Origin of the sequence: Paenibacillus praedii, from assembly GCF_049725345.1 — a bacterium.
GTDB lineage: Bacteria > Bacillota > Bacilli > Paenibacillales > Paenibacillaceae > Pristimantibacillus.
In genome coordinates this window covers 136,100-157,264 of sequence record NZ_JBMWAM010000009.1, presented here as the reverse complement: position 1 = coordinate 157,264, position 21,165 = coordinate 136,100, and the positions used below count along the sequence as shown (strand labels likewise).

The following is a 21,165-nucleotide window of genomic DNA, read 5'->3' as shown; positions in this document are numbered from 1 at the left end:
ATAGTCGAAGATAACTAGCATTCGATTCAAATTTATAGACCCTATGCTGTAGTTGGCGCTATTAAAAGTATACTGCGGCCGGAGGGCGATTTTACCTGAAAGGTTAGTAAGGAGTCTTGTAAATTATGCGAAAAAAGAAGCGAAAGCTTTATCTCATTCCTCTGATCATACTAGCGTTTGCGGCCTTTCTTTATTTTGAAAATAACGAGCTCAGCGTAACTGAATTTCAGATTAGCTCCAGCAAGCTGCCTGAGGGCTTTGATTCCTATCGTATTGTCCAACTGACGGATCTGCATAACAAAGCCTTTGGCAAGGAGCAGCAGCGATTGGTTCGAAAGGTCAGCGGGCTAAAGCCGAATCTTATCGTTATGACTGGCGATTTGGTGGATAGCAAAAGGTACAACGCCGAGGTTAGCCTTACTCTTATGCGAGAAATGACAAAGCTTGCGCCTGTTTATTATGTAACGGGCAATCACGAATGGGCCTCGAACCGATATGAGACGCTTGAAGAAGGCTTGCTTGGCCTAGGCGTTCATGTGCTGAGGAACGATACCGAGATTATTACCCTCGGTCAAGGCGAAATTCGCATGGCCGGTGTGGATGATCCGATCTTTAACGTGGTTGCCGATGGCGATGTTGATAAGATGAATGAACATATCAGCAAGGCACTTGAGGCAGCGGAACCGCAGGAAAATGATCTCTTTACGATTCTATTATCCCATCGTCCGGAGCTATTCTCAGTTTATTTAAAGCATAAGATAGATTTGACCTTCTCCGGCCATGCACACGGCGGTCAGGTCAGGGTGCCGTTCGTCGGCGGGTTGATCGCGCCAGGTCAAGGCTTCTGGCCGAAATACGACGCAGGAAAGTATGAGGAAGAAGGTACAACGATGATTGTCAGCCGAGGACTTGGAAACAGCGTCGTGCCGCAAAGGCTGTTTAACCGTCCAGAGGTCGTGCTGGTGGAGCTTACGCGTTCAAACCATTAACCTATAAGGAAAAAAGTGACCCACAGCTACGATGCTGTGGGTCTTTTCCATATATATATTACAAAAGGGGGTTGAATTCAGTATAGAGGGTTTATATTAAAACAAGATGAAAATTAGATTTCAAGTTTATTACAAATGAAATTTGGACGCAGCTGCTTGACTATGGAGTTATAGTTTTGGACTGAAAGCATCATCCACGAAGATCTGCTAGATCCGAATAAGAACCGGAAAAAGTCATATTGTGGACATGCTAAGAATAGATTTGATTATAGGAACAAACTTGTCCGTTAGATGAGAGAGGATGGATGTAACCGTATGGAGCATACAAATCCCGTGATTGCGATAGTAGGAATGGGGACGGCGTTGCCGTCTTATCGGCTTGATCAGATGGATACAGCGCGCAGATTAGCTGATGCGCTAAGCGACAAGCCGGATTCGGCACGCTGGGCGAGGAGAATATTCAAGCAATGCGGCGTAGAGCGCCGCTATACCTGTGAGCCGAACCTGCTTGCTGAAGCCTCGGAGTGCCGTTACATGCAGAGCAATTCGGCCGCGGATGCACCCACGACTGCTGAACGTATGGACATTTACAAGAGAGAGTCCGTCCCTCTAGCGTTACAAGCGGCAAGAGAAGCGTTAGCGGACAGCAAGACGGAGCCAAGCGGCATTACGCACCTGATCACGGTTAGCTGCACCGGGCAGTTTTTACCCGGCATCGATGCTGCCTTGATACGCCAGCTTGGCTTAGCGTCTAATGTCACCCGGATCCCTCTCAGCTTTATTGGCTGCGCTGCAGGTCTAAAAGCAGTCTGCTTGTCCAAGCAGCTTGTATCAAGCGATCCGAAAGCAAATGTTCTTATCGTGTGCGTCGAGCTGTGCACGCTCCATATTCAGCCGTCAGGCGATCGTGATTCGCTGTTCGGCGCATCCTTCTTCGGTGATGGCGCATCGGCTTGCGTAGTAGGCGCTGCCGGAGAACAGCATCGGCATATTTTTCAGTTAGGAGACGATCATTCCATTCTCCTCTCCGAAGGGGCGGAGGAGATGGTGTGGGAGGTGGGCAATTACGGCTTCGATTTGTACTTGTCGACCAAAATCCCAAAGCTGATCGGGGAATGGATTCCGAGCGAGGTAGAGCGCTTATGCGGAGACTACCGGCCAGAGCTATGGGCGATTCACCCCGGAGGACGGGGCATCGTCGATACGCTTCAAGCCAGGTACGGGCTTAGGGATGAGCAAGTCGCGCCAAGCCTTAGCGTCCTTCGCGAGATCGGGAATGTTTCCTCTGCTACGATTTTGTTCGTGCTGGATGCGATGAGAAAGCAGCTGCAGAAGAAGGGTTCAGCAGGGGCGGGAGGAATTGCTCTGGCCTTCGGACCGGGCCTGACTGCGGAGATGATCAAAATCGCTTATGCTCCATCGATCTTAACAAATGAGCAGCTTGCGGGCGAGCTGTATGCCTAGCGCGCTGCAGAGCCGGGCGACGGCTGCTGAATTAATGGACGATTTCTCGAGTGGAGGAGACGAGCTACGCGAAGCGCTGCGGCAGCTCCGGCTGCTCAATCGGCTGTATGCTGCAGCGGCGCCTACGCTCCATGGGGTAAAACGGCTGTGGCGCGCAGCAGGCAGGCCGGAACAATTGTCTGTCCTGGATATCGGTGCAGGCTCCGGCGATGTGAATCGCAGATTACTAAAATGGGCTGATGCCAATGGGGTTAAGCTCACGATTACATTAGTTGATGTAACGGAGGAAGCTTGCGCGGAGGCGAGGCAGTTGTTCCGCAACGAGTCTCGTGTTCAGGTGCGGCAAGGGGACTTATTTGCTTTGCCACGCGAGAGTGCGGATATGATTACGGGAACGCAGTTCTTGCATCATTTTTCCGAGGATGAGCTTCCGTCTGTCGTTGCAAGCATGATGAACGCTGCAAAGCTTGGCGTTGTGATTAATGACATTCATCGCCACTGGCTGGCATGGACTGCGGTATGGCTGACGACGCATATCCTTTCCTCGAATCGCTATATCCGGCATGACGGTCCGCTGTCCGTGGCGAAGGGCTTTCAGGCGAAGGATTGGAAAAGGCTCAGAAATACGCTGGCATTAAGGGAGTTTTATTACAGCTGGAGACCTTTATTTCGTTACGCAGTCGTGATCGGCAAGCCAATACTAAAGCCAATCGACGGAGTTGAACAGAATGGGATATAGGGTTGATGCAGCTGTACTCGGCGCTGGCCTTGCGGGAAGCAGTCTGGCTAAGGACTTGGCCGATAGAGGCTGGGATACGGTGCTTCTTGATCGTCAGACTTTTCCTCGGCATAAGGTATGCGGGGAATTTCTTTCGCCGGAAGCGCAGAGTACGCTGGAAGCTTTCGGCTTGATGGAATCGCTTAAGACGCTCCGGCCAAGTCTGATCGAAAGGCTGCGGTTCGTGTTTGAAAATGGAGCGGAAATCGAAATGCCGCTTCCCGGCACAGCCTGGGGACTCAGCCGATATTCGCTCGATACCGCACTGCATCATGCCGCTGTGGAAGCTGGCGCAAGAATCCGGACTGGTGCTGTCGTTACGGCTGTTCAGCCTAGCGGAAAGGGCTATAAGGTATGGACAAGGCAGAACGGGGAGGATCGCCTTATTGAAGCCAGGACGGTCATTGCGGCATGGGGCGGAAATCCGAGATCCGGGCTGCCGGGCTATAGACCGGGACGCTCTGCGAAGCAGTCGTATATGGGGGTAAAATCACATTTTCACGGGATTGAGATGGAGCCGGTCGTGGAGATGTATTTTTTTCGCGGAGGCTACTTAGGGATATGTCCGATCGAAGGCGGACTTGTGAATGCGGCGGCGCTGCTGGAGCGGGAATCCTTTACGAATACGGGAAAATCGATACAGGCCTTCATCGAAGAAGCAGCACGGAGAAACCCAAGACTGAAGAAGAGGCTCGCACACGCCGAGATGGTGGCGGGCACGCAAACTGCTGTTGCTCCTGTTCTTCTTAATCGCAGGCCGGTTCCATGGGATAAAATGCCTATCTTAGGCGATGCGGCTGCAATGATTCCTCCACTTTGCGGAGACGGGATGTCGATGGCGCTGCGGTCGGCGGCCTTGTGCGCTCCGCTTACAGATCGTTATTTACGAGGAAATCTCTCGATGGAGGAATGGCGCGATACATTCACACGCTCTATACAGAAGGAGTTTAATAGACCGTTACGATGGGGAAGCCTGCTTCAATGGCTGCTGGGCATGCCTCAGCTGTCCAGACTGCTGCCTGGTGCTGCAAGGCTTGCGCCGGGAATCGCACAGGAATTGGTTCGAGCTACAAGATTGAAGCCGTATCGAGCGTAATGCGAACATTACTCAAAGAGAAAAAGGCTGCTTCCAGGGTCATGGACCTTGGAAGCAGCCTTTCTGTTGCTACTCCTGTAATGACGCTATAGCCGTTACGGATGTGGTCTTGACGAGCTCACGCACCGTTCTCCATTCTGTCAAATGCTGCTCTAGGCTGTTAATGATCGAGTTTACGGCATGGGCAAAGCGGTCTTGCTCGCTTGCGCGGATCGCAGCGACGGAATTCAGCACATCTGCCGGCAGCGGACTATGGGGTGGAAGCGCGGCCGCGAGCGTTTGAAGCATGAGCTCAATCGGAACAACTGTAGCTGAGGGCTGGGACACATCTTGCTTCGTTGCCCGTTCTTGCTCTTGTGCCGGTTGTTGTGCCAGCTCCTGCTCCTGCTCGTGCTTCTTCGCCTTCGCAGACGGCTTCGGCTCTGCAGCGGGCTTGGCGCGTTCCGCCTTGTTCTGTTCGTAGGTCGACCACGTTTCGATAAGACCGCTGCCTGTCTTGAATAGGAGCTTGTCCTTGGTGCTATCCGAGATCGACTTGTCCTTGAACAGCTTTGCTATCTTCTTCACATCGCTTACCGGCAGCTCGTCTCTCGCAACGATGAGCGCGAGCGGATCACGGTGCTCGATTGGCAAATCCTTTAGCGGGAGCAGTTGGTCCTCCGTCAGCTTGTCCTTCCGGATTTCGGTGCCGTTCACAATCAGCTTCTTGACTGCATTGCCGAACTTCAACAGCTCGCATTTGTTTTTGATATAGCTTTCCGGTTTGCCAAGCTTGCCAGAGAGAAACTTAGTAGAGCTTCTGAATTTCGGATCGTTCAGCAGCTTGTTGAACGCCTCCGCTTCCTCGATTGGCGAGAAGCCTTCGCGCGTTAAATTTTCCGCGATTTGCTCCAAGTAAATTTCCATCTCATCCGTAACGGTAGAGACGATGCAAGGAATTGTTTTACGGCCGAGCATTTTGCTCGCTTTGTAGCGGCGGTTCCCATATATGATTTTATAACGTCCGTTACTCGTTGTTCTAACTTTAATGGGAGATAGCAGCCCTAGCTCCTCGATGCTCTTCATTAATTCCTCCAGCGCTTCCTCGTCGAACTGGTATCTAGGCTGATCGGTATCCTCGTCAATTAACTCCGTTAAAATTTCAATGATATCCATTTTAATTCTCCTTACTTTTTTATGAAGTAAAGCTGGCATGGGAAGCGACGGCTTCCGTTTTAGTTGGCTGTTTCGATTTGAGTGCGTCCGATAGGAACCTATCTATTATAGCTCATGGGCTTATTTGAGGAAATGATTGGTTTGACTACTGCTATGAGTTACATTTATGGTAGTAATTTAAATAATCGGCTGATGGGGCCCGTTTCATATCATCGATCACATAAGGTGATGTGCTGCAGGAATGCAGCAGAATGGGCGGCTTATGCTGTGTTGAGTGAGGAAGGGGCTAATTCTGCTGTAAATACCGAAGGTAATTATATTGAATCCAAAATCACGAATTTCAATTTTAGTAAATCCTACATTACTCTTGTAGAAGATAGGGATAACTTTGAAAAAGTGCTTCAAGACTCGAGAGCAATCTAAGCTAAAGGAAGATGCCCAAGCAAAGTATGAGCATCTTCCCAAATTCCCCAATCCAGAACCTACAAATTAAATTTTAGCTTCTTATCTAAGTATTTCATTGCTTTTTCCGTGCAAACGCTGCTTAGCTCCGCTTTGACGGCAGCTTTAGCGCTTGCTAGATTATCCGGCGCAGCGGGTTTTCTGCCAAGCGTCACGTTTAGCCAATGTTCCGCGCTTTCGAAGCACATGCTGCTCCAGCCGCCGTCGAAGTCGCTCTCCTGTGCGCCGGTGATAACGATATCCGCAAAATTTTGAAGCTCCACAAGCGCACGCTCGTAATCCTTTTTTTGTTCCTTGGGGGTCAGACCGGATGCCTTTCGCAAATTGCGAGAGTCGATTCGGCCAGCCTCTTTTATAATGCTGAAAATGTTTCTGGCATCCTTGGACATCAAGCCGCTGCCATACCTTTCCTCCACACTTTTGCCCTGCGAGAGCAGCATCTGAACGGAAGGGAAGAAACCAACCTGGATGAAGGTCAGCTTGCTGCCAAAAAATTTGCCGTAAGCCGCATGCTCATCCTGTACGATTTTGACGCGCCACAGCCATGGATCGAGCTCGGTACCGGTATGCCATACGTTATCTGCGACTACGGCCGTTAGGGAAGGATGCTCGGGAATAAGATCGGAGAACGGAAAAATCTTAAATTGCTTGACTAAATGAACGAATTCCGGATAAATCGATATGTTCATGCTTTCACTCCTAAATGAAGGTAGCCAATTCTATTAGTATTATCCATAATTATCGTATCTCACACAATCTAAAAAATAAGATTGAGAGGCGTATAAGGTTAAAAAGAAAATGGATTATCTTTATCGTGAGGTCGGGAAAATAAACGGGCGATAGGAGGTACGCATGACGGCGTTAAACGCACCTTCCGCCAGTAGGAAGTATGTGCTTGAAGGATACTATGGCGAAGTCGGTTTAATAAAAATACATTTAATGGAATTGTTTACAAAAGAACATATGTTCTGTATAATTTGTGATAGATAAAGTGTCTAAAGAGGTTGAGCAGTCTATTGGAAAATAAGGAGGCATCGAGATGGAAGCGATGCAAAGTCCGATTGAGAATATAGTAGGAAGCGTATTTATTCATGTGTCCAATCTTAGGCGCTCGGCTGAGTGGTACAGCATGGTCATGGGATTGCCGCTGCTGGAGGAGAGGCTGAACGGCGGTCCTGTTTATTGGTTGGAGCTGGAAGGCGGCACGGGGATGATATTGGACGATAACAGTCACAATAATCCGGATACCGAGCATGTGCTGTTCAGCTACAAGACGGGGGATATCGATGAGGCGTATCGTTATTTAGATAAAATGGGAGCGAGGCTGCTGTATCCGATTGAGCGTCCGCATCCCGGGCTCGCCTTTTTGGGTTTTGCCGATAAGGACGGCAATGCAATCATGGTAACGCAATCCAACTACCATTCCCCGCCTTTGGAGCGGCTTAAGCAAACGGATAGTCCCATTTCGAACAAAGTGGGTTCGGTCTTCATTAATGTCACCGATATCAATCGCGCCATTCCGTTTCATAGTGAAGTGCTCGGTCTTCCGTGCCGTCAAGCTGAGCCAGAGGAGTCTATTTATGTGCTGGAAATGAAAAGCGGCAGCGATGTGCTGCTAGACAATAATCGCTTTCGTCAAGGCGATGATTATAAGACTTTGTTTATGCTTCTATCAAGTCATATTGAGGGGGCGAAGGCATATTTGGTTGCAAACGGAGTACAAGTATTTACTGATATCGAGCGGAATGGAGAAATAGCCTTCTTCACCGTTAAAGACCCGGATGGCAATGTCGTAATGGTTTGCTCCGAATAATGGAGTAGTACCATATAGAGTGATGGATCAAGTGGATTTCAACTTATAATAAAGGTCAGGGTATTTCTAAAGCAGAGATAGACAATATGGACATAAGGAGTCGATGACACCATGGAGAACAAACGATTTACACGCAGTGAAGCGAATGCGCTGCTCCCTCAGTTAAAGGCCGATTTGAGACAGCTTCAGCAAGTAATGGAGCAGTTCGAGGACCTCCATACGGAGTATCAAATGACGAAAGCGACGTATAAGCAGGCTCACAAGGGGAGCATGGACGCGCAGGATCCTTTTTTTGAGATGGAAAGCAAGCTTGATTTTATGAAAATAGAAACCGATCTGTTGATTGAAAATTTTTCCCGTAAAGGTGTCCTTCTAAAAATGATTAAGCCCGGCCTGCTTGACTTTCCGGCGATGCTGGACGGTGAAGAAATTCTGATTTGCTGGAAGGAAGGGGAAGACGAGGCTTCCCATTATCATGGCTGGCATGATGGCTTTATCGGGCGTAAGCCGTTTCCTGAAGCATGAGGGTGCAATGCGCCATGTCCTCCATGGTTATCCGCAACCTTCTAAGAAGCTCGTGCGTCAAAGAGTCACGGCTTGAAAAGTTTATTAAAGAAATCGTAGGGTGAAGAAGGGAGTGTTCCCGATGAAGCGAAATCGATTGGGAAAATCAGAGCTTGAGGTGAGCGAGATCGGCTTTGGCTGCATGTCGCTTGGAACGGATAAGGAAAAGGCGGCTAGCATCATTCACGAAGCGCTGGATCGCGGCGTTAATTTTCTCGATACGGCGGATTTATACGATGAAGGGCGCAATGAGGAGATTGTTGGTGAAGCGCTGCGTGGACGTCGCTCTGATGTCATTCTGGCAACGAAGGTAGGCAATCGCTGGGAGCCCGGCAAGGCCGGCTGGACATGGGATCCGTCCAAGACTTATATCAAAGCAGCGGTCAAAGAGAGCCTGCGCAGACTGCAAACCGATTACATCGATTTGTATCAGCTGCACGGCGGAATGATCGAGGACAAGATCTCGGAAACGATAGAAGCGTTCGAGGAACTGAAGCAAGAAGGGTATATCCGTTATTATGGCATATCCTCGATTCGTCCGAACGTCATTCGGGAATATGCGGAGCGCTCCAATATCGTTAGTGTAATGAGCCAGTATAGTATTTTGGATAGAAGACCGGAGGAGACGGTGCTTCCTTTGCTTGCAGATAAGGGGATAAGCGTTATTGCCCGCGGGCCGGTGGCGAAAGGGATTTTATCGAGCAGAGGAATTGAAAAAGCGGGAAGCGGATATTTGGATTATGGTAAGGAGGAGCTGTTGGAGCTCATACAAGGCTTGCAGAGGCTGGATGGCGGCTCCCGGGATTTAGCGCATACGGCTATTCGATACGCGCTGTCTAATCCGGCTGTAGCTACCGTTATACCAGGAGCCAGCTCCATTGAGCAGCTATTACATAATCTAGAGGCGGGCAGCGAAGAGGAGCTGACGCAAGCTGAGCTTCATGCGATTCGGCAACTAAGCAGGGCTAACCACTATGAACAGCACCGTTAGAAAGATGAGGATAAGAGAAGGCGGGATTGAGAATGGATCTGCATTTAGCTGAGGAGCAGGTAAAAGAGTGGGCCATAAAACATTCATATGCGCATGATGAAATATTCGAACGAATGGAGCTTTATTTTAGAGTGAAGCTTCTGGATGATGTGATCGATGTGCTCGCTGATTTCATTGACGCGGAGAACATACCCGAAGTGAAAGAAATGACACAGAAACGGGCTATGGATATACATCCGCGTGCTTACCCTGAATATTTGAGGCTCTATATCAATTAAAGTAATTAAAAATGAGTGATTTGAATAAACTCCCTTTATAAAGCATTCGAGGTATAATATGTTGTGATTTTGAGTATTCATCTTTAATTATGTATTCTTTTTACCGAAGAATATAAGAGTTATGAAATTTACGGTTCCCGTAAATATAATAAATAACTAGATGAGGTGGCGTTCAGATGGAATGGTATTTGAAAGTGTTAAAAAATTACGTGGGATTTCAAGGAAGAGCAAGACGTAAGGAATATTGGATGTTTGTGCTTTTTAGCTTCATCATTTCACTTGTTCTTACCATAGTGGAAGCAGTGACAGGTATGCCTGCGGTATTAACAGGGCTTTATTCCTTAGCTATTCTTCTGCCATCTTTAGCTGTTAGTGTACGAAGACTGCACGATACGGGAAGAAGCGGTTGGTGGTTATTGATTAGTCTTATCCCACTAGTTGGAGGTATTATCTTACTTGTATTTATGTGTTTAGATAGTGAAGAGAATAATAAATATGGACCCAATCCAAAATATTTAAACAACTAAAATAAAATCATTTGGTATAAAAAGAGAGATCTTCGTGGAGGTCTTTCTTTTTATTTGTATCATCCAGCAGCAGCCCTGGACTGACCCCTTACATTCATGACGACAGGCTGGGCAGAGGATGGAACCGTTGAGCCTTAAAATGTGCTATGATAATAGCATGAAAACCAGCAACGGGGTGAAATTCCTAATGCGGTTTTTATCGTTGCTTATCATAGCACAAGATTTGACTTCAAGAACTGTATGAAATATGATTACAGTATCTCTTCTAGAGAGGGAGTTCCCTTTATGAACAGTGAATTTACTGTAGCGGTTCACAGCTTGATGCTGTTAGCTTATTTGCCCGATCATATGGCCAGCAGTGAGGCGATTGCACGTAATGTGGGAACGAATCCAACACGAATTCGCAAGGTTATGAGTATTTTGCGGAAGCATGGCTTTGTCACAACGAAGGAAGGCATCGGCGGCGGTTATATTTTAAATTGTGAACCACAAGAGGTTACGCTCGCTGACATTTATCGAGCGCTCTCCGGCGGGACGCTGAAGCCGCATTGGTGCTCTGGTAATCCGGAAGAGGATTGTGTGATATCCGCCAATATACAAGGTGTTATGGATCATTTTTTCCACGAGGCGGAGCAGCATTACGTCGCTTATTTGGAGCAAAATACGCTGCAAACGGCTTTGGACAAGATCAAAGAATGTCGACAGCAGTATAAGGTACAGCAGCAATAACGAATGCTGAGTAAGCCGCGGCATTTGTTTTTTTGTTGGCCAATATGTACTTAAAATTAATACAGTTAAAGAGCCGATAACGAAGAAAAAGGTGATCATGATGTCTACTGCACTGCAAAAAAACGAAGCTTATGGTATCCCCCTGTCAGTTCTCGATGTTTCTCCTATCGTTGAAGGAGGCACTGTCGCCGAGTCACTCAGCAACACATTAGATCTTGCCCAGCATGCGGAAAAATGGGGCTACAACCGCTACTGGCTTGCGGAGCATCACAACGCGCCGAGTATTGCCAGCTCAGCTACATCCATTGTGATTGGTCATGTAGCTGCAGGAACCTCAACGATTCGCGTAGGCTCTGGCGGCATCATGCTGCCTAACCACGCACCGCTTGTTATCGCCGAGCAGTTCGGTACGCTGGAGTCGCTGTTTCCAGGCCGAATCGATTTAGGGCTGGGCCGGGCGCCCGGCACAGACGGCCTTACAGCCGCAGCTTTAAGAGGCAGTCGGCGAAGCAACGGACAAGATTTTCCCGAGCAGCTTGCCGAGCTAAGAGCCTTTCTGGATCCGTCCAGTGCGGAAGTGGGTATGCCGATTCGCGCGATTCCGGGCGAAGGGCTGGATATTCCGATCTGGCTGCTTGGGTCCAGCGATTTTAGCGCTATGCTGGCTGCGCAGCTGGGTCTTCCGTTTGCATTTGCCGGACATTTCTCGCCGAACTTTACCATTCCGGCCATGAATCTGTATCGCAGCAGCTTTAAACCGTCCGCTATACTGGATAAACCATATGGAATGGTTGCGGTTAATGTGATCGCTGCGGATACGGACGAGGAAGCGGCATACTTAGCCACGTCGATGCAGCAGCTTTTCCTTACGTTTATTCGCAACACACGGGGTCCGCTGCCTGCGCCGGTCAAAGATATGGATCAGGTGTGGACCATACAGGAAAAAGCAGCGTTGCAGCAGCAACTGGGCTCATCGATTATAGGGGGACCAGAGACGGTTCGCAATAAGCTAAAGCAGTATATTGAAGCGACAAAAGCGGATGAAATCATGGTTGCCGCACATATTTTTGACCATCAGGCCCGTTTGCATTCCTATGAAATTATCGCTGGGCAATGAAAGTGCAAGTAAAATGAACGAATAACAAAAAGAGTGAAGATCATGAATAGGTCTGCACTCTTTTTGCTAGGGATTCAATTGTTCTACCGGTGGCCGCTGTCCGCGCTGCAACTCGCGAATGGAGTATCCAAAATCCATTTGCAGGTGCGGATAGTCTGGAAAGTCATCCCAGTCACCGCCCCACGAGAAGCCGAGCCGCTTAGCAATCTCAACGACCTCCATCCAGTCCGCATGACCGTTGCCGTTGCCGTCATATTCCATATCCCAGACGACCTCGCCTTCCTTCGTTCGCAGGGCAAAGTCAATCGCGAGGCCATAATTGTGATAAGAGCCGCCGCCGCGTACTTGCGTGACAATCGAGCCTCCGGTTGTGCGTCCTTTTGCATATATTGCATCCTGCTCCGCGTTGGAACGGAAGCCGTCAGTTATGAGGATGGTAATGTCTGCTTTTTTCGTTTGAGCGATTAGCTCCGTTTGTTTGGCGAAGACGGAGGGATGAAGCTCTTTGACAGGCGGAGCGGATATTTCATTTGGTATAATATCGATAGGAGGAAGAGAACGCTCCAACTCCCATATGGCTCTCCATAATATAATGGCGGAAAGCAGCAAGGTTATAAATAATAGCAATCGATTACGTTTCCGTCTGCTTCTTGCTGCAGTATCCGGTGTCGTTCGTCCAACCGGCATCGGATGCTGGTGCAAAGAATTCCGTTCAATCATGCGTGTTCTCCTTATATGCGGTATTCGCTTATAGTAACATACTGCGAGCAGAGTTTCCCTAGTCCTAAGTAGGGGATTGGCCTCCATACATTTGACTTTTAATCAGTTTAGATCTAAACTGATTAATATAACGAAGGCTGAGGTGTTGATATGACACAAGATCAATCGAATTCCTTCTTATCTAAGCGCGACGAACGGTTAGGCTTAATGATATGGTTTCGTTTATCGCGGGTTTATAGCCAGAGCGTTCGGGAGACCCATCAGCATTTGAAAAAATGGGGCCTGTCCGCCGCTCAGTTTGATATGATCGCGCAAGTTGGCGTCCATGATCGGTTAACGCAGCAGCAGCTGGCCAATAAGCTTTTTGTAACCAAGGGCAATATTACACAGCTGCTTGGCAAGCTGGAGGGGCAGGGCTTGGTGCAGCGGGAGCAAGAGTGGAAGACGAAATACGTATCGCTAACGGAAAAAGGCAAAGAGCTCTTCAACGAGGTTGTTCCGATGCAAGAGCAGTTTCAAGCTTCACAGTATAACGGCTTGAATCAAGCGGAGAAGAAGCAGCTGCTTGAGCTATTGAAGAAAATTCAACATTAGTGCGATGTCTCACAATACAAAAACGAAGCGTAGGCTTTCGAAGTAAGTTTTGCTTCACAAAACTTTGCAGGAGGTTGTTCATATGATGCTCAAAGGCATTCACCACGTATCCGCGATTACAGGCGGAGCGTCGGAAAACTTTAACTTTTACACACAGCTATTAGGCCTTCGATTGGTCAAGAAGACGGTAAACCAGGATGAAACGTCGGTTTATCATTTATTTTATGGGGATGAGAAAGGAAATCCGGGGACGGAGCTTACGTTCTTCGAGTTTCCGATGACCGGCAAAAATCGCGAAGGTACAAGCAGCATCTCCTCCTTGTCGCTTCGCGTTGCGAATGATGCGGCACTTGCGTTTTGGAAGAAGCGTTTCGAGCAGAAAAGCATCGATCACGACAGCATCATTGAAAGAGCTGGTCGTAACACGCTCGCTTTCAGAGATTTTGAAGGACAGCGCCTAGTCCTTGTATCTGATGAGCATAATGAGGGCGTTGCTGGCGGCGTTCCTTGGGAGAAAAGCACGGTGCCAGCCGAATACGGCATTCTCGGACTCGGTCCTGTTCAGTTAACGGTGAAAAATCCGGAGCCGACTGTGCTTGTGCTGACAAAGCTAATGGGCTTCCGCGAAAAAGGAAAGTATCCTTCGACCATTGCTGGCCAGCCGGATATTGTTGTATTTGAAACCGGTGAAGGCGGCAGCGGCGCTGAGGTTCATATCGAGGAGCGCAACGATCTTCCGCGCGAGCAGCAAGGCTATGGCGGTGTCCATCATGTCGCGTTCCGCGTCGATAATGATGACGAGCTGCGCGAGTGGATTGAGCATATCAAAGGCGTACGCATTCCAAACTCCGGCTTTGTTGATCGTTACTACTTCCGCTCATTGTATTTCCGTGAACCAAATGGCATTCTCTTTGAGCTTGCGACTGATGGTCCAGGCTTCGATACAGATGAGGATATTAACCACCTGGGTGAATCCCTTGCATTGCCTCCATTTCTGGAGCCGCATCGGGAGCAAATTGAATCCAGACTGAAGCCTCTTCAGACAAAGCTGCAGTAAGAATTTGTTTTTCGAAAGTTGACAGAGGACATACTGAGACTTTCAAAAGGAGGCCACATGCCATGAGTACAGAGCAACAGGTCTATAAGCGGAGCATCAAGAAGGTCCGTACAGCCGAAATCAATCATATCAGCCACCAACATAAAAATAGTCTTATTCTTGAACAAGGCCGCTATGAGGAGCATGATCCATTCCTAATGCTGGCAGAGGATTGGTTTCAGAAAGGCTCCTTCGACGTCCATCCGCATAGAGGAATCGAGACCGTAACATACGTGATGGAAGGAAAGCTTGAGCATTACGATAATGCCTCCGGGGGCAAGGACGAGCTGGGGCCGGGCGATGCGCAGTGGATGACGGCCGGTCGCGGCGTTATTCATAAAGAGGATCCGGCGCTGGGAGAAACGGTTCATTCTCTGCAGCTGTGGGTCAATCTTCCGGCATCGGATAAAATGACGGCTCCCCGCTATCAGAATCTTCGCAGCGCGAATATGCCGACCAGAGCCGAAGAAGGCGCGGTTATCCGTGTTTTCTCGGGCTCATCGGGCGATGTCCAAGCAGACACGCAAAATGTCGTGCCAATTACGATGGTAGAGATCACCCTCGAGTCAGGTGCGAGCGTAAAGCAAGATTTACCGGGCTCTTATAACGGCTTCCTATATGTGCTCGAAGGCGAAGGCGAGTTTGGCAGCGAAAGGACAAAGGCCAGCCAAAGGCAAGTGTTATCGCTTAGCCGGGAGGAAGGCAGTGAAGCAAGCGAGGTAGAGATTAATGCGCTTACAAAGCTTCGCGTGCTCTTATATGCAGGCGAGCCGCTTGGCGAGCCGATTGTCGCTTATGGTCCATTTGTTATGAATACAGAAGAGCAAATTCGCGAGGCGTACGAGGATTACCGGAACGGGAAATTCGTATAAATCGTTCACCTTCCATTGCTGCAGAAGGAAGGCTTTACGGTTACGCGCAGCAAATAGCATACTGATCGCATATACATGAAGGCAAGCCCGTGGTAAACGGTGCTTCCGCAGCCGGATGATCCTGCCAAGCAGCAGCAGCTGCAGGAAATACACAGATTGCGCATCTAAATAGATTTCACTTCAACATGAGATAAACGTGATCAACTGATTTCATCGCGTATTCTTTCTGAACAGGCTTGCCATTTTCGAGCAGAACCAGGCATGGGACGCTTGCGATTTGCCATTCGTCACGCAGCCGGGGGGCGAAATTAATGTTGAGCTTAAAAAGCGGGACAGAGATCCCTGCGACCTCGGCGATTTCCAGCATTCTTTCCCCGATTTTGCACGTGCCGCACAAAGGCGTATAGAAAAAAACAGCGGTTCTGCCGCTGACCTCGTGAATTTGTTTTTGCAAAGAAGCTTCGTTAATTTCATGTATGGCCATCTTCATGCTCCTTAACGGTGATAGCTGTAATGATTAGCAGCTGCTTTAATCCGCTGTGGCGGGCATCAGCGCAAACAAGCAGACCCTTCATGAAGCGAGGTCTGCTTGTTCTTATTCTTGAGAGAGCAGGATTGACAATAGAAATAACCCGTTAATGAGAATTAGCACTCCAAAGATTAAACCAGTTTTGTTCTTCTTAATAAACTCCACGAGATCACCTCGTATAAGTGGATTTACTACTAATAATTATCGCGGTTGTATGCGGATATTTCCACCTTTTTTTCATATTGTAACGGAACTGTCGCATTCTTATGTAACTTATGGGAATATCCAGTTTTTATGTGTGCTTGCTTTCAAATTTTGCAGTAATTTGTATTTAAAAGGACGGATGAGATAAAATGACTGAAGAAGAAAGGATTATCCGGTGTATGTGCGCGCGTGGGTCTTGCACTCGATATTTCAGAATCTAAGGCGCAGCTATTTCGTAATGGAATTGTGCAAAACACTTGCGAACAGACGCTTGGCCTGGCCATGAATTTTGATGATAATCAAGCGGCAGATGTTTTTCTGTTCGGAATTAGCGATTACGCGATTGGCGAGATCGAGAAAAGAATAAAGGTACTTTCGAACGGATGTAGAATAATGTAAGGGTGCAATTTTTTTGGAACTTAAATGTCGAATAGGCGTATAGCTACTTATTGAATCAATACTTTCATCGAAAGGAGGTGCAAATGCGATGGGAATCTCTCTCGTTAAAGGTCAGAAGGTCGATTTAACTAAAGGTAATGCCGGCCTCAGCAAGGTTATCGTTGGATTAGGCTGGGACCCAGCTGAAACAAAGGGCGGTTTCTTCGGCTTAAAGAAAGCGGCTAACGTGGACTGTGATGCATCGGCCTTGCTGCTGGATGCGAACGGCAAGCTTAGCGGCGAGAAAAATCTCGTATGCTTCTACAATAAGCAAAGCGGTTGTAATTCAGTTGTTCACACGGGTGACAATATTACAGGCGAAGGCGATGGCGACGATGAGCAAATCATTGTGCAGCTTGATCGTGTTCCTGCTAATATTCACAAAATTTTATGCGTGGTCAATATTTACGAGTGCGAATCCAGAAAACAGGATTTTGGTATGATTAAATCCGCGTACATCCGCATTCTCAACCCGTCAAACAATCAAGAGCTTATTCGCTTCAATCTGACGGAAAATTACTCCGGTAAAACGGCGTTGGTCGTCGGTGAGCTTTACCGTCATAACGGGGAATGGAAATTTAACGCAATCGGTGAAGGCACACATGCTCCCCATGTCGATATTTTTGCTCGTCAATACCAATAATTCTTCATAGAAGAGAGGGCATTGCACAATGGCTATCAGCTTATCCAAAGGACAAAAAATTGATCTTACGAAAACAAATCCCGGTCTATCGAAAATTATGGTAGGTCTCGGCTGGGATACGAATAAATATGACGGAGGCAAAGACTTTGATCTTGATGCATCTATATTTTGCTTGAATGCACAAGGCAAAGCTGGCTCTGAAGCTGATTTTATTTTCTACAACAATCCTAAGAACGCTAACGGTTCAGTCGTTCACGAAGGCGACAACCGTACGGGCGAAGGCGATGGCGATGATGAGAAAGTAAAGGTAGATCTCGCTCAAGTTCCAGCTGAAACCGATAAAATTGCATTCTGCATCACGATTCATGAAGGCAAAGAGCGCAGCCAAAACTTTGGACAAGTTTCGAATGCTTTCGTACGTATCGTTGACGAGCAAAGCGGCACAGAATTGATCCGTTACGATCTTGGTGAAGATTTCTCCATCGAAACAGCAGTCGTTGTAGGCGAGCTTTACCGTCATTCAGGCGAATGGAAATTCAGCGCAGTCGGAAGCGGCTTCCAGGATGGCCTTGCCGGATTGGTTCGCGATTACGGTTTAGCTTAAGACAAATAGCAGCTTTTACCCGCGAAGGGTCGCCTATGGCGGCCCTTTTTATAAATGATACAATTCGACGAGGAGGCACTCTGATGCCAGTTAATTTATCTAAAGGACAGAAGGTTGATCTGACCAAATCCAACCCGGGCTTGACCAAAATTTCCGTAGGTCTCGGCTGGGACGTGAATAAGTACGATGGAGGCAGTCAGTTTGACTTGGATGCAACTGCATTTTGTTTGAATGCATCGGGTAAAGTGAACAGCGAGAAGGAATTCATTTTTTACAATAACCGTTCCAATTCGAATGGCTCCGTTGTCTCCTCGGGTGATAATCAGAGCGGTGAAGGCGCCGGCGACGATGAAGTGATTAAGATAAAACTAGCAGAAGTGCCTGCGGATACGCAGAAGGTCGCTTTTTGTATTACCATTCATGATGCCGCTCAAAAAAACCAAAACTTTGGCCAGGTTGCGAATGCGTATGTTCGGGTAGTGAACGAGGATACAGGGGTTGAATTAATTCGTTATGATCTGGGTGAGGATTTCTCTGTGGAAACGGCAGTCGTTGTCGGCGAAATCTATCGTCATAACAGCGAATGGAAATTCAGTGCTGTAGGCAGCGGTTATCAGAATGGCTTGGCAGGCTTATGTAATGATTTTGGCGTTCTAACTTAAATAATAAACATGCTTTTCGTTAAGGAGGAGTAAACCATGTCCATTATTAACCTTTCTAAAGGACAACGTATAGACCTTACCAAGACGAATCCAGGACTTACTAAGGTTGTCCTTGGCTTAGGCTGGGACACGAATAAATATACGGGCGGCGGCGAAATCGACCTGGATGCGAGCGTTTTTTTGCTGCATCAGGACGGGAAAGCCAAGGACGAGAAAGATTTTGTATTTTATAACAACCTAATTGGTTATAATGGAGCGGTTGAGCATACGGGCGATAATCGTACCGGCGAGGGTGACGGGGACGATGAGAAGATCAAGATTGACTTCTCCAAAGTGCCTGCCCATATTCAACGCATCGGTATTAGCGTTACGATTCACGATGCGGAAAACAAAAATCAAAATTTTGGACAAGTATCGAATGCTTTTGTCCGTTTGGTAGACGAAATCTCCGGCAGAGAAGTGCTTCGCTATGATCTCGGAGAAGAATTTTCGATCGAAACGGCGATTATTTTCTGTGAGTTGTATCGACATGGCGCTGATTGGAAATTTCAGGCGGTCGGTTCCGGCTTCTCCGGCGGCTTGGCTGCGCTTTGCCGCAATTACGGACTTGCCGTTTAATTCATATTCTCTTTAGGTTGGCATGAGCAGGATTGCATGTCACCCTATCCTATGACTAACGAAGGGCGGTTTAAGCATGGAGCTAGCATTAATGAAGGGTCAGAAGGCCGATATTACAAAAAATAACCCCTCTTTTCGAAATCTTGTAGTAGGGATGGGCTGGCAAGCGGGTACCGGGATGGAGGTTGATTTATCGGCATTTCTGCTGCGTGATAACGGAAAAGTGGCGGGAGACCAGGATTTGATATTTTATGGTAACCCGAAGGACGGAAGCGGCTCGATCGAAATAGCTGGCGCAAACAAGAGGAGCTTGGCCGGTAAGACGGATAATGAACAGGTTATGATTCGTATTCATGATGTACCGAGGAACATTGAACGCATTTCTTTCGCATTAACGATTCACGAGGGAGAAACGAGAAGACAGAGCTTTGCGAGCGTAAATGACGCATATATTCGAGTGATTGACGAAGGGACGGGGCGCGAAATTTTGCGCTATGAGCTTGGAAAAAACTTCTCTGTAGAGACTGCTATTGTCGTAGGAGAATTATATAGATATAATGGCGAATGGAAATTTAATGCTATCGGTTCCGGCTATTCGGGGGGCTTGGCCGCGCTGTGCAACAGCTTCGGCATAGAGGTGAAGGCTGATACACCTGCGCCAGCGCCGACGCCGGCTCCAAAGCCGACGCCTCCACCAGCACCTGCGCCAAGACAGGCACCAACACCAGCGCCAGTAAACTTAAGCAAAATATCACTCACCAAACGCGGAGATACGATCAATCTGCAGAAAGGCGCAGGCGCGCTGGGTGAAATCGTCATTAATTTGAACTGGAATCAGAAGAAAACGACTGGGTTTTTCGGCCGTTCCAGCGGCGTGGATCTCGATGTCGGCTGTCTGTTTGAATTAAAGAACGGGATGAAGGGCTCTGTACAGGCGCTGGGTAACAGCTTTGGCGATTTCTCAAGAGCGCCTTATGTGTCTCTTGACGGCGATGATCGAACAGGCTCTATAACGACTGGTGAAAATCTTCGAATCAACGGCAATAATGTATCGGAGATTCAAAGAATCGTAGTTTATGCCTATATTTACGCAGGGGCTACGAACTGGGCTGAGGCGAATGGCGTCGTCACAATTAAGCAGTCTGGCGGGCCGGATATTGAGGTTCGAATGGACGAGCATAACAATCGAATGGGCATGTGCGCGATTGCGATGATCGAGAACGTAGATAATCAAACCTTCAGTATACAGAGGCTTGTCCAATATTTTACAGGGCATCGTCAACTGGATGAGGCATTTGGCTGGGGCCTTAGATGGGTGCAAGGCAGCAAGTAATTGTAATATCCGGAGGTTGTCTAAATGGTTGATTTTTTTCAAAGTATAGCCGCTAATTTTGGCGACTTCTTTAGCTGGGATAGTTTAGCGTCTGTCTTTACGCCCGCCAATCTCGGTATTATTGCAACACTTATCATATTAGAAGGTTTGCTTTCAGCGGATAATGCGCTTGTTCTTGCCGTTATGGTTAAGCATTTGCCGAAGAAGCAGCAGAGGCGCGCTCTATTTTACGGTATACTGGGTGCCTATCTCTTCCGCTTTGTTGCGATTGGCGTAGGCGTCTATTTGGTTCAGATTACGTGGATCAAAGTAGCAGGAGGCTTGTATCTTCTATGGATCGCGTTAAGCAATCTATACGAGCTTCAATTTAAGCTCGCCCGCGTGGGCGGCATTCCGCTGCTTCCATACATCGGGAAGAAGGAAGAACAGGAAGAAGAAGTTAAAAACAAGGGCTATGGCTTCTGGCGTACCGTTCTTGCCGTTGAGTTAATGGACATTGCCTTCAGTATTGACAGCGTGCTTGCCGCTTTCGGCGTAAGCGAAGAGGTATGGGTGCTGTTCCTTGGCGGTATTATCGGGGTATTGATGATGCGTGGTGTCGCTCAACTCTTTCTTATGCTTATTGATAAGTTTCCCGAGCTGGAGAAGGCGGCATTTATTCTCATCATTATTATCGGCTTCAAAATGATTGTCGGGGCATATGGGCTGCACATTCCGGACTCGTGGTTCTTTGGACTAATATTCCTCGTATTTGGCGGCACGATTATCCTTAGCCTGATCCGCAAGAAGAGAGACGCAGAAGCAACATAAGAAGCGCACATACACCTGCTGTCGGAATATCCCTCAATGAAATGTGAGGGATATTTTTTCACTTTTGATTCATAAAGGA

General features: G+C 47.9%; 25 protein-coding genes. 21 read left to right on the top strand and 4 right to left on the bottom strand.

From position 1 onward, the window contains the following. The first annotated feature begins 125 nt into the window (after positions 1-125). The 4 genes from ACO9K6_RS11090 to ACO9K6_RS11075 all read left to right on the top strand — a co-directional run bounded on the left by ACO9K6_RS11090 (position 126) and on the right by ACO9K6_RS11075 (position 4,327). Positions 126-989 (top strand): metallophosphoesterase, encoded by an 864-nt coding sequence (locus tag ACO9K6_RS11090; protein WP_424767626.1) that lies wholly within the window; start codon positions 126-128, stop codon positions 987-989. A 315-nt stretch (positions 990-1,304) separates the two neighbouring features. Further along, positions 1,305-2,453 carry a type III polyketide synthase gene (locus tag ACO9K6_RS11085; RefSeq protein WP_424767625.1) on the top strand — a complete coding sequence of 383 codons (1,149 nt, stop codon included), beginning with the start codon at positions 1,305-1,307 and terminating at the stop codon, positions 2,451-2,453. Further along, on the top strand, positions 2,446-3,192 hold the full coding sequence (locus ACO9K6_RS11080) for a methyltransferase domain-containing protein (RefSeq protein WP_424767624.1): 747 nt from the start codon (positions 2,446-2,448) through the stop codon (positions 3,190-3,192). The genes ACO9K6_RS11085 and ACO9K6_RS11080 overlap by 8 nt, the downstream gene beginning before the upstream one ends. After that, complete coding sequence (locus ACO9K6_RS11075) at positions 3,182-4,327, top strand: NAD(P)/FAD-dependent oxidoreductase (RefSeq protein WP_424767623.1); 1,146 nt, start codon at positions 3,182-3,184, stop codon at positions 4,325-4,327. The genes ACO9K6_RS11080 and ACO9K6_RS11075 overlap by 11 nt, the downstream gene beginning before the upstream one ends. Before the next feature lie 69 nt (positions 4,328-4,396). Here ACO9K6_RS11075 and ACO9K6_RS11070 read toward each other — a convergent pair whose 3' ends face one another. Both ACO9K6_RS11070 and ACO9K6_RS11065 read right to left on the bottom strand, forming a co-directional pair. Continuing rightward, on the bottom strand, positions 4,397-5,482 hold the full coding sequence (locus tag ACO9K6_RS11070) for a ParB/RepB/Spo0J family partition protein (RefSeq protein WP_424767622.1): 1,086 nt from the start codon (positions 5,480-5,482) through the stop codon (positions 4,397-4,399). A gap of 482 nt (positions 5,483-5,964) precedes the next feature. After that, positions 5,965-6,633: an AlkZ-related protein gene (locus tag ACO9K6_RS11065; RefSeq protein WP_424767621.1), complete on the bottom strand. Its 669-nt coding sequence runs from the start codon at positions 6,631-6,633 to the stop codon at positions 5,965-5,967. A gap of 350 nt (positions 6,634-6,983) precedes the next feature. On the opposite strand from ACO9K6_RS11065, the gene ACO9K6_RS11060 reads away from it, so the two are divergent. From ACO9K6_RS11060 to ACO9K6_RS11030, 7 genes are all read left to right on the top strand, one after another. Then, positions 6,984-7,757, top strand: a complete 774-nt coding sequence (locus tag ACO9K6_RS11060) for a VOC family protein (RefSeq protein ID WP_424767620.1) — start codon at positions 6,984-6,986, stop codon at positions 7,755-7,757. A gap of 111 nt (positions 7,758-7,868) precedes the next feature. Further along, positions 7,869-8,282 carry a DUF2203 domain-containing protein gene (locus ACO9K6_RS11055; protein ID WP_424767619.1) on the top strand — a complete coding sequence of 138 codons (414 nt, stop codon included), beginning with the start codon at positions 7,869-7,871 and terminating at the stop codon, positions 8,280-8,282. Between the two features lie 121 nt (positions 8,283-8,403). Beyond that, positions 8,404-9,312, top strand: a complete 909-nt coding sequence (locus ACO9K6_RS11050; RefSeq protein WP_424767618.1) for an aldo/keto reductase — start codon at positions 8,404-8,406, stop codon at positions 9,310-9,312. A gap of 32 nt (positions 9,313-9,344) precedes the next feature. After that, complete coding sequence (locus ACO9K6_RS11045) at positions 9,345-9,590, top strand: hypothetical protein (protein WP_424767617.1); 246 nt, start codon at positions 9,345-9,347, stop codon at positions 9,588-9,590. Positions 9,591-9,766: 176 nt separating this feature from the next. After that, complete coding sequence (locus ACO9K6_RS11040) at positions 9,767-10,117, top strand: DUF805 domain-containing protein (protein ID WP_424767616.1); 351 nt, start codon at positions 9,767-9,769, stop codon at positions 10,115-10,117. 285 nt (positions 10,118-10,402) lie between these two features. Continuing rightward, complete coding sequence (locus tag ACO9K6_RS11035; protein WP_424767615.1) at positions 10,403-10,846, top strand: RrF2 family transcriptional regulator; 444 nt, start codon at positions 10,403-10,405, stop codon at positions 10,844-10,846. Positions 10,847-10,946: 100 nt separating this feature from the next. Beyond that, positions 10,947-11,963: an LLM class flavin-dependent oxidoreductase gene (locus ACO9K6_RS11030; RefSeq protein ID WP_424767614.1), complete on the top strand. Its 1,017-nt coding sequence runs from the start codon at positions 10,947-10,949 to the stop codon at positions 11,961-11,963. Between the two features lie 66 nt (positions 11,964-12,029). On the opposite strand, the gene ACO9K6_RS11025 is transcribed toward ACO9K6_RS11030, so the two are convergent. Further along, a complete protein-coding gene (locus tag ACO9K6_RS11025; protein ID WP_424767613.1) occupies positions 12,030-12,683 on the bottom strand; it encodes a M15 family metallopeptidase in 654 nt (217 codons plus the stop codon). Positions 12,684-12,833: 150 nt separating this feature from the next. Here ACO9K6_RS11025 and ACO9K6_RS11020 point away from each other — a divergent pair, with 150 nt between their 5' ends. From ACO9K6_RS11020 to ACO9K6_RS11010, 3 genes are all read left to right on the top strand, one after another. Beyond that, positions 12,834-13,277, top strand: a complete 444-nt coding sequence (locus tag ACO9K6_RS11020) for a MarR family winged helix-turn-helix transcriptional regulator (protein WP_424767612.1) — start codon at positions 12,834-12,836, stop codon at positions 13,275-13,277. Positions 13,278-13,359: 82 nt separating this feature from the next. Next, the gene (locus tag ACO9K6_RS11015; protein ID WP_424767611.1) at positions 13,360-14,334 is read left to right on the top strand and encodes a ring-cleaving dioxygenase; all 975 of its coding nucleotides are present in this window, start codon (positions 13,360-13,362) and stop codon (positions 14,332-14,334) included. A 62-nt stretch (positions 14,335-14,396) separates the two neighbouring features. Continuing rightward, positions 14,397-15,245, top strand: coding sequence for a pirin family protein (locus tag ACO9K6_RS11010; RefSeq protein WP_424767610.1), 849 nt, complete (start codon positions 14,397-14,399; stop codon positions 15,243-15,245). Positions 15,246-15,420: 175 nt separating this feature from the next. Here ACO9K6_RS11010 and ACO9K6_RS11005 read toward each other — a convergent pair whose 3' ends face one another. Beyond that, on the bottom strand, positions 15,421-15,729 hold the full coding sequence (locus ACO9K6_RS11005) for a thioredoxin family protein (RefSeq protein ID WP_424767609.1): 309 nt from the start codon (positions 15,727-15,729) through the stop codon (positions 15,421-15,423). 438 nt (positions 15,730-16,167) lie between these two features. Between ACO9K6_RS11005 and ACO9K6_RS11000 the strand changes: the two genes are divergently transcribed. From ACO9K6_RS11000 to ACO9K6_RS10970, 7 genes are all read left to right on the top strand, one after another. Further along, positions 16,168-16,377 (top strand): VWA domain-containing protein, encoded by a 210-nt coding sequence (locus ACO9K6_RS11000; protein ID WP_424767608.1) that lies wholly within the window; start codon positions 16,168-16,170, stop codon positions 16,375-16,377. Positions 16,378-16,465: 88 nt separating this feature from the next. Then, entirely contained in the window at positions 16,466-17,059 is a 594-nt protein-coding gene (locus ACO9K6_RS10995) for a TerD family protein (RefSeq protein WP_424767607.1), read from the top strand. 28 nt (positions 17,060-17,087) lie between these two features. Further along, the gene (locus tag ACO9K6_RS10990; protein ID WP_424767606.1) at positions 17,088-17,663 is read left to right on the top strand and encodes a TerD family protein; all 576 of its coding nucleotides are present in this window, start codon (positions 17,088-17,090) and stop codon (positions 17,661-17,663) included. 83 nt (positions 17,664-17,746) lie between these two features. Next, entirely contained in the window at positions 17,747-18,325 is a 579-nt protein-coding gene (locus ACO9K6_RS10985) for a TerD family protein (protein WP_424767605.1), read from the top strand. 36 nt (positions 18,326-18,361) lie between these two features. After that, complete coding sequence (locus ACO9K6_RS10980) at positions 18,362-18,943, top strand: TerD family protein (protein ID WP_424767604.1); 582 nt, start codon at positions 18,362-18,364, stop codon at positions 18,941-18,943. Between the two features lie 76 nt (positions 18,944-19,019). Continuing rightward, complete coding sequence (locus ACO9K6_RS10975; protein ID WP_424767603.1) at positions 19,020-20,276, top strand: TerD family protein; 1,257 nt, start codon at positions 19,020-19,022, stop codon at positions 20,274-20,276. Between the two features lie 24 nt (positions 20,277-20,300). Then, complete coding sequence (locus ACO9K6_RS10970) at positions 20,301-21,086, top strand: DUF475 domain-containing protein (RefSeq protein ID WP_424767602.1); 786 nt, start codon at positions 20,301-20,303, stop codon at positions 21,084-21,086. Positions 21,087-21,165: the final 79 nt, after the last annotated feature.